Consider the following 12148-nt stretch of genomic DNA (forward strand, 5'->3'; position numbering starts at 1 on the left):
CTATCTCGCGCTGGTGTACAGCCTCTCCAGGTACGACGGTTGCCATTGCGGACCGCGGTTGTACAAGCGGCGTACCAGCCCGTCGACGTCGAGGCGCTCCTCGACGGGGTTGTCCCACCAGTCCGGCACCTGGTCGTACCAGCGGTCGATGCGCAGCGTCCGCCCGGCCGCGTCGAGCCGCGCGAACAGCCAGCCGCCCTGCTCGTTCTGCGCCTCGGTCAGCCAGAGGTCACCCAGCAGTCCCGTCAGCTTGTCGGCCGCGAACTCCGGGTCCTCGACCTCCGGCGGCTCCAGATCGAACCGGTACGACGGCGCGTTCGGATCCAGCACCTGCACCTGGATCGTGAACCCCGACGGCACGATCTTCGTCCGCGCCCGGCACCAGTCGTGCAACGCCCGAAACGCCTCCGACTTCTCCGGCCGCGGCCGAGGCCGCTCCACCTCGGCGCGCATCGCTTCCTCGAGCGACCCAGCCGCAGGCGCGACCCGAGGCCCCGCATCCCCGATCAGTCCAAGCCCCGGAACCCCCATGCCAGCTACGGCGGCCGCAACATCCCCCTCAAGACCGTTCGCACGCCCGGCGCCATTCAGCCCATGCGCATCACCAGAGCCGACGCTTCGATCCGCTCCGAGGCCATACGCATCGCTCTCGCGGTCCGCGTTCTCCGTGCGGTACGGGTCGCTCTCGCGATCTCCGCCGTACGGGTTCCGCTCGCGGTCCTCGCCACGGTCGGCAGCGTCCCACGCCGGCTCGTCCGGCTCGTCCGACTCACCGAACTCATCGGCGAACCCGACGGCTTGCATCACACCGGTCGGCTCGTCGTCCTCCACCACAGGCACGAACCCGGTGGGAACCTCATCGTCCGGATCACCCCCGAACGCACCTGCCTCGTTGGCTGCCCCGTCGGCTGCTTCCTCCGACGCGAACTCGGCCGACGCGTCGGAACGGCCAGAGCCCATGACCCAATCGCCATCCGACCGCTCCGAGTCCGCCCGCGCAGCAGGCCGCGACTCGCCGTATCCGGCTCCCGGCTCGTCGCCGGGTCCGGGCGCCGAGTCAGCCTCGTACCCAGGTGTCGGTTCGTCGCGGTACCTCGACGTCGCCTCGGCGTCGTACGTGGGCGTCGGCTCAGCGTCGTACCAGGGCTTTGACTCGGCGTCGTATTCCAGGTCAGCCCGGCCATCGTCGGATGCGGCGGGTTCAGCGTCGTAGCTCGGCGCAGGTTCGGAGTCGTGGGACGGCGCGGGCTGGTGGCTGGGGCGCTCGTCTGGGGTGGGTTCGGGGTCCGGCCTCGGGATGCGCTCCGGGTCGGGGTATGGCTCGGGCCAGGGCTCGGGTTCCGGTTCGGGAGCCGGGCCGGGCTCCGGTTCCGGCATGGGCTCTGGATCGGGCTGGGGGTACGGCTCCGGCTCGGGTTCCGGCAGTGGCTCCGGCTCCGGAGCGGGCACCGGCCGCGGAGTCGGCTCCGGACCCGGGATCGGGCTCGGACCTGGCGTCGGGATCGGGCCGGGGCCTGGGGTCGGCTCGGGGCGACCTGGGAACGGCTCGGGGCTCGGTTCCGGGGTCGGCGGGGACGGTTCGGGCCATGGGGCCGGGTGGGGTTCTGGTTGCGGCCACGGACCTGGCTGAGGTTGCGGTTGCGGCCAGGGCTGGGGTTGCGGGTGAGGCTCTACTTGAGCTTTAGCTTCGGGGCCCGAGGCATCGAGTGCCGCAGCGGACGCTCCGAAGGTTTCGTGGTCGTCTGCATCCAACGCGTCGACGCTCGACGTACGGCCGCCCAGGACGTCGTCGCGCCGGTACGTCGGCCGCTCGGCTCTATCTGCGGCTTCTTCCGGCTGGCGCTCGGATGCCTCGACGTACTCCGGTACGTCGAGCGCCTGCGTCTCCCCCGGCACGTCGACCACCGCGGGAATCTCCGCGGTCTGGTCGTCCGCATCCAAGTCCGCGGCCACCGGATCCGAGTCCTGCTGCCCCTGCACATGCTCGGGGGCGCTGGGCTCGGCCTGGGCTACCGGGGCGAAGGGCGAAGGGCCGGTGAAGGAAGCCGGCTCCTCCTCGTGGTCGGCCGGGTCGGCGTCGAGAACCGCCTCGATCTCAGCCGTAGGCGCGTCATCATCCTCAAGATCCGCGCCCACGTCGTACTGCGAGTCACCCGAGCCTTCGCCGTACCGCGAGTCACCCGCGTTCGCGTCGTACGGTGCGCCTCCCGCAGCCGCGTCGTACTGCGAACCGCCCGAGGCCGCGTTGTACTGCGAGCCTCCGGCGCCCGCGTCTCGGCCTGGCGCGAACGGCGAGTCGCTCGCGCCAGCGTCCTCGGCTGATCGCGCCGACGCGAGCGGAGCATCGTTTGAGTCTCCGAAGGCGGTCTCCGCGAACGGCAGATCCCCGGGCGCTGCGTCCCCGTGCCGGGTCGGTGCGAATGGCGAGTCGGCAGGCCCGGCGTCCCCGCGAGCCGTCGGATCGTGTCGGGAGTCCGCGGTCGTCGAGTCTCCGCGCGCGTTCGGCGCGAGGTGCGAGTCGGCGGGGAGCGCGTCGTGGGGTGCCGTCGGGGCGAACGGGGAGATGCCAGGTGGCACGTCTCCAGTGGGATCCGCGGACGGTGTGTCCGGGCCGCTTGCGTTCCCGGGGTTCGGCGCGAGGCTCGGGTCTCCGGTTGGGGCGAAGGGGGAGGTTGTCGGAACCGTGGGCTGGTTGAGGGCCGCCGGGTCTTCTACCCATTCGCCGTTGATCCAGGCTGGGCCGGTCCAGTCGTTGTGTGGTGACCGGGCGGAGGGCTGGGGTGTGGCGGCGGGTGGGTGGTTGGTGGTGTCTTCGGCGAAGGGGTCGTACTGGCTGGTGGATTCCTGGTCGGACCAGGACGACTGTTCGGCGGTTTCCCAGTCCTGGTCGGCGGTGGGGGTCGCCGAGGCGGGGGCGTCGGCGAAGAGGCTGTTGTAGAAGTCCTCGCCTTCGTAGCGGCCGCCGCCTACGCGTGGGGGTTCGGAGGACGGGAGGACCGGGTTGTACGGCGGGTGCGCGGTGGGGAGACCGGGGGCGGAGATGCCGTCCGGGAGGTATGCGCCGGGTGCGGCGGGGTCCTGCGGGCGGTGGGGTGGGTACGTTCCGTTCCGAGCCTGAGGCCCGGCATGCGGGTCCGCGTACGCCTGGTCCTGCTGGGCGTGCGGGCCGGCCTGGGCGCGTGGGTCGTGCTGCGCGTGCGGACCGTAGTAGCCCTGAGGGCTGGGTTGGCCGTGCGGGTCCGCGTAGGCCTGGGAGCCCGGGCCGGGCTCGGATTGCGGGTCGGGTTGCAGACCGAAGAACCCGTGATCCTGCTCAGACCGCGCGCCGGACTCGGCGCGAGACTCGGGCTGCAGGCCGAGGAAGCCGTGGTCCTGCTCAGAGCGCGCACCGGACTCGGCGCGAGACTCGGGTTGCAGGCCGAAGAAGCCGTGGTCCTGCTCAGAGCGCGCACCGGACTCGGCGCGAGACTCGGGTTGCAGGCCGAAGAAGCCGTGGTCTTGCTCGGGCTCGGCCCCTCGGTTGGGGTCTTCGGTGGGGTCTTGTTTGCGGCGGCGGAGCCAGCCTTGTCGTTTGGAGATGACGCCGTACTCGTCGTCGGCGGAGGGCGTCGGGGCCGGAGACAGGTCGGTCGACGGCTGGGCGCCGGGTGGCGGGTCGTCGATGGGTTGGCCGGTGAAGGGGCTGATGCCTGGGGGTACTACGAAGGATTCTTCGTCCTCCGCAGGCCGCTGGTCTCCGATCACGTGGTCTTCAACGACCGACACCTCGGCCGTGTCAGGGTCTTCGGCGAAACTTGCCGGTACTGCAAAGTTTCGGGTGAAGTCCTCGGCCGCGGCGGCACCGGCCGGGAGGTCGGGCTGGACCGGGGACCGCGGGTCGATCGCGAAGTGCGCGAAGAACGCGCCGAGCGCCTCGGGCGACACCCCCGAGCGGATCAGGTCGACGCCGTACGGGCGGAGTTCGTCGAGGCCACCGAGATAGTCGGACCATTCGGCGACCCACTCGATCATCTCGTCGGCGGCGGCCTCGTCGGACGTGATCCACTGGCCGATCGTGGCGAACCCGTCCTCGGCCGGCTGCCACGGATCGCCGGGGTACGACGCCCGCGCCCAAGTCCCGTTGAACGCGCCGTACACGAATCCCAGCTCGCCCGCCGACTGCCGCTGCCGCACCTCGGGCTGCGCGATCCAGTCGGGTGAGCCGGCCAGCAGGTCGGCGCCGGCGGTCAGGCTGTGCTGGGTGTGGAAGCCCCACAGCACCACTCGCCCGTCGCCGAGGCGCACCATCCGGAGCACCGAGGCGGTTTCGTCCTGGTGGTGGTACCCGTCGCCGTCGGCATACCACCGCCGGTCGAAGCCCGTGGCATGGGCGACCGCGGCGAGGGCGGTCCAACGAGCCCGCAACTCCTCCGGGTCGTCCAAGTCAACGAGCGGCATCAGGTCTCCAGCGCATTGGAATCCAGGGCCAGAACGCTACCCGAGGCCCCCAGTACTCACCACTTCCGGTCATGGGGCCTCCCGTCCTGGACTGAGGAGCGGAGGGAGCGAAGCGACTGGAGCGACGAGGGAAGGACGGGAGTTACAGCCCCATGACCCGCCGCGACGGAGTCGCGGCATCAGCAGAGTCCACAGGCTGGAGCACGGCCACGCATTCGATGTGGTGGGTCATGCCGAAGAGGTCGAAGGCGCGCAGCGAGGCAATCCCGTAGCCGAGCCGCCCGAACGTCTTCAGGTCCCGCGCCAGCGCCGCCGGATCGCAGGCGACGTACGCGATCCGTCGCGGTCCGAGCGCCGCGATCCGCCGTACGACGTCCTTCCCGGCGCCGACCCTCGGCGGGTCGAGGACCACCAGGTCCACGTGCTCGAGCCCCTGACCGGCCGCCGCGTTCAGCACCCGGTCGACGTCGCCGTTCTCCAGCGTCACGCCGTCCAGGTCGCGCAGGTTCCGGCGGGCGTTCCGGACCGCGTCCTTGTCGCCCTCGATCGCCAGCACCGCGCAGCCGGCCTCGGCCAGGAACGCGGCGAACAGCCCGACCCCGGAGTACAGGTCCAGCGCCGTCTCACCCGCGACCGGCTCCAACCCACTCAGTACGGCGTCCACGAGCGTCTCCGGCGCCGCCGGGTGCACCTGCCAGAAGCCCCCGGCCTCGACCAGGAACCGCCGGTCGCGCACTACCTCGACCAGGCGCTCACCAGAATCCTGGTCGGTCGTCACGGCGGTCTTCCCCTCGGACGACACCACGGCCTGCACCGAGGACACGCCCGGCCAGCGCTCCGACAGCACTTCGGGAGTCCCCGGATGCGCGATCAGGCAGCGCTCGACCGGTACCAGGTCGTGGGACCGGTGCGCGTACATCCCGGGCCGGCCGTCCACCACGGCGTACCGCATGCGGGTCCGCCAGCCGAGACCGTCGTCGCCAGGCGACTCCATCACCACGGTGCGCTCGATGCCGCCGATCCGCCGGAGGGTGTCCGACACCACGGTCGCCTTCAGTCGGCGCTGCTCGACGATGTTCGCGTGCTGGAAGTCGCACCCGCCACACAGGCCGGGCCCGGCGTACGGGCAGGGCGGCTCGATCCGTTGCGGCGACGGTGTCAGCACCGAGACCGCGTCGGCCCGCAGGTACTTCGCCGTCTGCTCGGTGATCCGCGCGTGCACAAGCTCGCCCGGCAACGCGTGCCGGACGAACACGACCTGCCCCTCGTGCCGAGCTACACAATGTCCCCCGTGCGCGACTGGACCCACTTCCAGCTCTACGACTGTCCCGACGATGTTCTCGTCTGTCACCGATCTCCTGTCGTCTTGCGGGCACCGCGCCGTACCTGGCCGGCCACCCGTTCCACCCGGTCCTGCCGCTCCTCGGCCCCCTGCGACGAGAGCAGCTGGTAAGGAACGGACGTAACCATCACACCAGGTGTGAACAAGAGCCGCCCCTTGAGCCGGAGTGCGCTCTGGTTGTGCAGGATGTGTTCCCACCAGTGCCCGACGACGTACTCCGGGATGTAGACCATCACCACGTCCCGCGGCGACTGCCGCCGGATGTCCTGCACATACTGCAGGATCGGCCGGGTGATCTCCCGGTACGGCGAGGCGAGCCGCTTCAGCGGGATCGGGATTCCGCGCGCGTCCCAGTCGGCCTGCAGCGCGTCGGACTCGTCGCGGTCGACGTCGACGGTGACTGCCTCGAGCGTGTACGGGCGGGCCGCCTTGGCGAACGCCAGCGCCCGCAGGGTCGGCTTGTGCAGCTTGGAGACCAGCACGATCGAGTGCACCCGGGACGGCAGCATCAGCGGCTCGGCGTCCTCCGCGGACATCTGCCGGCCGACCGTCTCGTAGTGCCGGCGGATGCCCTTCATCAAGAGGAACAGCGCGGCCATCGCGATGATCGCGATGTAGGCGCCGTGGGTGAACTTGGTCAGCAGCACGATCACCAGCACCACGCCGGTCATCGTCAGGCCGACCGTGTTGATCACCCGGGACCGGACCATGTGCCGTCGTTTGGCGGCGTCGGTCTCGGTCTTCAGGTGCCGGGTCCAGTGCCGGATCATGCCGAACTGGCTGAGCGTGAAGCTGACGAACACGCCCACGATGTAGAGCTGGATCAGCTTGGTGACCTGGGCGTCGAACGCGATGATCAGGCCGGCCGCGCACAGCGCCAGCAGGATGATGCCGTTGCTGTAGGCCAGCCGGTCGCCCCGGGTGTGCAGCTGGCGCGGCAGGTAACCGTCCCGGGCCAGGATCGAGGCGAGCACCGGGAAGCCGTTGAAGGCGGTGTTGGCGGCCAGCACCAGGATCAGCATCGTCGCGCCGATCACCAGGTAGAAGGCCGGCGGGAAGTTCGAGAACACCGAGTCGCCGATCTGGCCGATCACGGTCTTCTGGGTGTAGCTGTCGCCGACCGGCTGCCCGTCGCGGTACAGCTGCGTCGCGGGATTCTCGGCGTACCGGAGGTGGATCTTGCTGGCCAGGAACAGGATGCTCATCAGCATCGTGACGGCGATCGTGCCGAGCAGCAGCAGCGTGGTGGCCGCGTTCCGGCTCTTCGGCTTCCGGAACGCCGGTACGCCGTTGCTGATCGCCTCCACACCGGTCAGCGCCGCACAACCGGACGAGAACGCGCGGGCGAGCAGGAACACCGCTGCGAGCCCGGTGAACACCTCGTGCCCGGACTCGGCCCGGACCTCGAAGCCGGCGCTCTCGGCGGGCGGCAGGTTCCCGGCGCTCAGCCGGATCAGCCCCCACAGCGCCATCCCGATGATCGAGAACATGAAGATGTACGTCGGGACCGCGAACACCGCCCCCGACTCGCGGACCCCGCGCAGGTTCATCGCGGCCAGCAGCAGCACCAGGCCGACCGCCAGTGGCACTTCGTGCCCCTCCAGGAACGGCAGCGCCGATTTGGCGTTCTGGACGCCGGAGGAGATCGACACCGCGACGGTCAGCACGTAATCGACCATCAGCGCGCTGGCGACGGTCAGGCCGGCGGTCGGCCCGATGTTCACCGTCGCGACCTCGTAGTCACCGCCGCCGGACGGGTAGGCGTGCACGTTCTGCCGGTACGACGCCACCACGACGAGCATCACGAACGCGACCAGCAGGCCGATCTTCCAGGAGTAGCCGTACGCCGCCAGTCCGGCGATCGACAGCGTCAGGAAGATCTCGTCAGGAGCGTAGGCGACCGACGACAGCGCGTCGCTCGCGAACACCGGGAGGGCGATGCGCTTCGGCAGCAGGGTCTCACCCAGCTGGGTGCTGCGCAGTTTGCGCCCGAGCAGCAGCCGTTTACCGATATCGCCTAGAGCGGGAGTCACACCGGTGATGTTAGAGGGCCCACAGTTCCGGTGTAGCGTCTATCCCTGCCGAACCGAGCCAGCAGCCCCAGAACGGGGCGAGGAGTGATCACGAAGTGCACGTCGTCATCATGGGCTGCGGCCGCGTCGGGTCGATGCTCGCGCGCGGTCTGGAACGCCGGGGTCACACGGTCGCGATCATCGACCAGGCGGCCGACGCGTTCCGCCGGCTGAGCCCCAACTTCACCGGCCGCACCATCGTCGGGATGGGCTTCGACCGGGAGGTACTGATCGAGGCCGGCATCGAGGACGCCGAGGCCTTCGCCGCGGTCTCGAACGGTGACAACTCGAACATCCTGGCCGCCCGGGTGGCCCGGGAGACGTTCGGGATCAGCAACGTGGTGGCCCGGATCTACGACCCGGGCCGCGCCGAGGTGTACCAGCGGCTCGGTATCCCCACGGTCGGCACGGTCCGCTGGACCGTCGACCAGATGATGCGCCGGCTGCTGCCCGAGGGTTCCGAGCCGGAGTGGCGGGACCCGTCCGGCACCGTCCGGCTCGCCGAGGTGCACGTGCACGCCGAGTGGATCGGCCGGCTCGCGTTCGACATCGAGAAGGCCACCGGCGCCCGGGTCGCGTTCCTGACCCGGCTCGGCGAGGGGCTGCTGCCCCGGGCCGACACGGTCATCCAGGAGGGTGATCTGGTCCATGTGGTGATGCTGGAGCGGGACGCCGCCGCAATCGAGTCCCAGCTCGGCACCAAACCTGAAGAGGCCTGAGGAGCTGTGATGCGGGTAGCCATCGCCGGAGCCGGCAACGTCGGTCGTTCGATCGCCGGCGAACTGCTGGAGAACGGTCACGAAGTACTGCTGATCGACAAGGACCCGCGGGCGATCAAGGCCGAGTCGGTGCCGCGCGCCGAGTGGCTGCTGGCCGACGCCTGCGAACTGTCGTCGCTCGAGGAGGCGGCGCTGCAGCGCTGCCAGGTGGCGATCGCCAGCACCGGTGACGACAAGGTCAACCTGGTCGTCTCGCTGCTCGCCAAGACCGAGTTCGGCGTCCCGCGGACCGTTGCCCGGGTCAACCACCCGCGGAACGAGTGGATGTTCAACGAGGCCTGGGGCGTGGACGTGTCGGTCTCGACGCCACGGATCATGTCCGCGCTGGTCGAGGAGGCCGTCTCGGTCGGCGACCTGGTCCGGCTGTTCACCTTCCGCCAGGGCGACGCGAACCTGGTCGAGCTGACGCTGCCCGAGGACTCCCCGATGATCGGTCAGCGGGTCGGCGACGTCGACTGGCCGCTGGACACCGCGCTGGTGGTGATCCTCCGCGAGGGCCGGGTACTGCGCCCGGACCCGGAGGGCACGCTGGAGCTCAACGACGAGCTGCTGTTCGTCGCGGCCGACGAGACCGAGGAACAGCTCGAGGACATGCTCTCCCCGCACCACCGCAAAGCGGAGTAGACGGACAAAGGAAAACGCCCCGGCCGGAGAGGCCGGGGCGTTCTGTTGTTACTTGGTCTCGGACTGTTCCTTCTCAGGCTCGGGCTCCGGCCGGGGTTCCGGCTTCGTCCCGCGCAGCATGTGGGTGAAGTTCTCCTTGACCTCGTCCCACTTGTCCTCCGGCATCGAGCCGCGCAGGACGGAGTACGCCGCCCACAGGGTCACCGCGTAGAACGGGAGACCGAGCGCGATCTTGGCGATGCCGAGAGCGTCCACGTTGTGCGCCAGGTACAGCGGGACCATGATCACCAGCCGGGTCCCGACCTGGGCCGCGAACACGATCGTCACCCGGTTCAGCGCCCGGAACAGCACCGGGTCGTCGCGCCAGGCCATCCAGGTCTGCGTGATCGCGCCGTACAGGACGCCGAACAGCGGGTACCGGGTCAGGATCGTGACCAGGTAGACCACGCCGAAGAACGTGTTCAGCAGGATGCCGGGCAGGAACGCGTCCTCCGCCTGGCCGGTGTGGTGCGCCGTCCAGGCGGAGATCAGGACCCCGACGAAGCCGGCGATCACGCTGGCGATCGGCTTGCGCCGGACCAGCCGGAACACCGCCACCACGCCGGCCGCCGAGATGGCGACGATCAGCGCGAGCTTCAGGTTGTGGTCACTGAATCCGTACACCAGGGTGAACGCGATCCAGGGCAGGCCGACGTCGACCAGCATGCCGACCCAGCCGCCGATCTGCTGCGAGCCGGACTTCTTCGCCGCCTCAGCCATGAGCTTCCTGGGGACGGAGCTCGTAGCGCGGGTTGAACATCACCCGATCGCCGTCGACGACCCCGATCCGGCCCGAAGCGATCAGCTCCGAGCCGGCGTGGATCCCGCCGATCTTGCGGCGGCCGAGCCAGATCAGCTTGACCGTGCCGGTTCCGTCGTACAACTCACCCTCCAAAGCAGGTACGCCGCCGCGCGGGCTGAACGTGATGGTGCGCAGCGTGCCGTACAGCGTGACCAGCTCCCGGTCGTGGCAGCCGGTGATGGACCGCGCGCCGCAGTCGTGCGCGAAGTCCTGGAGGACCTCGGCGTCCTGCTGATCGCGGTCTCCGGCCAGCCCTCGGAAGGCACGCTTCCACAGCCCCGCGGGTTTGTTGCTACCCATGATCTCGAGTGTAGTCCGCTCAGGCCTCTTCGGGCTCGCCCGGCGGTTGGGCGCCCGGCGGCATCTGCAGCGGCAGCGACTCGCGGGCGATCATCGGCTCGTCGCCACGGACCACGACGACGTTGCGCAGCGTCTCCTCCATCGGCAGCGCGGCGTCCGGCTCGACCGCGGCGCGGCCCAGTACGGTGCCGCGGAGCAGCCAGCGCGGGCCGTCCACGCCGATCACCCGGGAGGTCTGGCTGAAGATCTGTCCCTGCGGGTCCTCGACCGGGACGACCAGCACCAGCTCGGTGCCGAACGTGCCCTCGGTCTCGGTCGCCGTACCGCCCATCCGGCTGGCCTCGGCGGCGATCTCCTGGCGGACCTCGTCCCAGATGCCGCTTTTCTTCGGCGCCGCGAACGCGCGCAGTTCGAGGGCGGAGTCCTCGAGCATCATCAGCACCGCCTGGACGACACCGCTCTGCTCGTCGACCTGCAGGCCGAGCTCCATGCCGGGCATGCCGGTGATCACCAGCGCGCCCAGGTCGATCCGCTCCTCCGCCTCGAGCACCTCGGGGCCGACCTCGGAGGAGTCGAAGGGCCCCTCGGCGCGGACGTCCGCGGGCGCCTCGTCGACGGTCCCGGCGTCCGTCTCGGGGTCTTCGTTCTTGCCCTTACGGCGGAAGATCACAGCTGTTGCCTACTTCCTCGATGTTTGTCCGGCCGCTGGTACAGCGCCGTAGTCTCCCGCATCCGCCAGGTCAGCGGGTGCACCTGATCAGCGTGTCACATCTCCGAAACCGCCGGTCGACCCGTGTCCCCCGTCACCGCGCGCCGAACCGGGCAACGTGGTCACCTCGACGAACCGGGCCTTCTCCACCTGCTGGACGATCAGCTGGGCGATCCGGTCGCCGCGCCGCACCGTCACCTCGGCGTGCGGGTCGAGGTTGATCAGGTTGATCTTGATCTCGCCGCGGTAACCGGCGTCGACGGTGCCGGGCGCGTTCACGATCGAGACGCCGTGCTTGTGGGCCAGGCCCGAGCGCGGGTGCACGAACGCGGCGTACCCGTCCTGGAGGGCGATCGCGATGCCGGTGCCGACCAGGCCGCGCTCCCCCGGTTTCAGGGTCAGGTCGGCGGCCGCCACCAGGTCCGCGCCGGCGTCGCCGGGATGCGCGTACGACGGGATCGGCAGGTCGGGGTCGAGTCGCTGGATCAGTACCTCGGTCACGAGAGGTGACCCTATCGAGCGCGCGCGACCAGGTTCGTGCCAGGCTGGCCCTGTGGGTACGTATCGGGAGAGTCTGCGGGTGCCGGTGTCCTGGTGGATCATCGCCACCGCGGCCGTCATCACGCTGTTCGCCATCGTCGCGGTGCCGGTGTCTGTCCCGGCCGGCGTGATCGTCGCCGGACTGGCCGCCGTACTGCTGCTGGTCATGTTCCTGCGGTACGGCGGGGCGCGGGTCGAGGTCGACGAACGGCACCTGCGCGCCGGACGCGCCGAGATCGACCGCTCGTACCTCGGCACGGTCGAGGCGCTCACCGGTGACCAGGCCCGGCTGGCGTTCGGGCGCGACTGTGACCCCAAGGCCTTCCTGGTACTGCGCAGCTACGTGCGGGGCGCGGTGCGGGTCCAGATCACCGATCCGGGCGATCCGTCGCCGTACTGGGTGATCGCGACGCGCCACCCCGATCGGTTGGCTGCCGCGCTGAGCGGGCACAGCGTGGGAAGATCCTGACTGTCTTGAGTCATGTGTGTCAGCAGTCGTGTTAG

The 12148-nt window shown here is 70.1% G+C and carries 10 protein-coding genes; 3 read left to right on the forward strand and 7 right to left on the reverse strand.

What is annotated here, in order from left to right; translation table 11 throughout:
- The 3 genes from AC0662_RS10285 to AC0662_RS10295 form a co-directional block, all read right to left on the reverse strand.
- On the reverse strand, positions 1 to 4437 hold the full coding sequence (locus AC0662_RS10285) for a DNA polymerase III subunit gamma/tau domain-containing protein (protein WP_478299830.1): 4437 nt from the start codon (positions 4435 to 4437) through the stop codon (positions 1 to 3).
- Positions 4438 to 4579: 142 nt separating this feature from the next.
- Positions 4580 to 5788, reverse strand: coding sequence for a class I SAM-dependent RNA methyltransferase (locus AC0662_RS10290; RefSeq protein ID WP_478299832.1), 1209 nt, complete (start codon positions 5786 to 5788; stop codon positions 4580 to 4582).
- On the reverse strand, positions 5785 to 7812 hold the full coding sequence (locus tag AC0662_RS10295; RefSeq protein WP_478299834.1) for an APC family permease: 2028 nt from the start codon (positions 7810 to 7812) through the stop codon (positions 5785 to 5787). The genes AC0662_RS10290 and AC0662_RS10295 overlap by 4 nt, the downstream gene beginning before the upstream one ends.
- Positions 7813 to 7907: 95 nt before the next feature.
- On the opposite strand from AC0662_RS10295, the gene AC0662_RS10300 reads away from it, so the two are divergent.
- Together AC0662_RS10300 and AC0662_RS10305 are read left to right on the forward strand one after the other, a co-directional pair.
- Positions 7908 to 8570 (forward strand): potassium channel family protein, encoded by a 663-nt coding sequence (locus AC0662_RS10300; RefSeq protein WP_478299836.1) that lies wholly within the window; start codon positions 7908 to 7910, stop codon positions 8568 to 8570.
- Between the two features lie 9 nt (positions 8571 to 8579).
- Positions 8580 to 9254, forward strand: a complete 675-nt coding sequence (locus AC0662_RS10305) for a potassium channel family protein (RefSeq protein WP_387773778.1) — start codon at positions 8580 to 8582, stop codon at positions 9252 to 9254.
- 48 nt (positions 9255 to 9302) lie between these two features.
- On the opposite strand, the gene AC0662_RS10310 is transcribed toward AC0662_RS10305, so the two are convergent.
- The 4 genes from AC0662_RS10310 to dut form a co-directional block, all read right to left on the reverse strand.
- Complete coding sequence (locus AC0662_RS10310; protein WP_478299838.1) at positions 9303 to 10013, reverse strand: DUF3159 domain-containing protein; 711 nt, start codon at positions 10011 to 10013, stop codon at positions 9303 to 9305.
- Positions 10006 to 10395: an OB-fold nucleic acid binding domain-containing protein gene (locus AC0662_RS10315; RefSeq protein WP_387773773.1), complete on the reverse strand. Its 390-nt coding sequence runs from the start codon at positions 10393 to 10395 to the stop codon at positions 10006 to 10008. Before AC0662_RS10315 ends, AC0662_RS10310 begins: the two co-directional genes overlap by 8 nt.
- A 19-nt stretch (positions 10396 to 10414) precedes the next feature.
- Entirely contained in the window at positions 10415 to 11065 is a 651-nt protein-coding gene (locus tag AC0662_RS10320; protein WP_452193815.1) for a DUF3710 domain-containing protein, read from the reverse strand.
- Between the two features lie 87 nt (positions 11066 to 11152).
- Positions 11153 to 11605, reverse strand: coding sequence for a dUTP diphosphatase (dut, locus tag AC0662_RS10325; RefSeq protein WP_452193819.1), 453 nt, complete (start codon positions 11603 to 11605; stop codon positions 11153 to 11155).
- A gap of 52 nt (positions 11606 to 11657) precedes the next feature.
- Here dut and AC0662_RS10330 point away from each other — a divergent pair, with 52 nt between their 5' ends.
- Positions 11658 to 12113: a DUF3093 domain-containing protein gene (locus AC0662_RS10330; RefSeq protein ID WP_452193821.1), complete on the forward strand. Its 456-nt coding sequence runs from the start codon at positions 11658 to 11660 to the stop codon at positions 12111 to 12113.
- Positions 12114 to 12148: the final 35 nt, after the last annotated feature.

The organism is Kribbella sp. NPDC043289 (assembly GCF_056436705.1).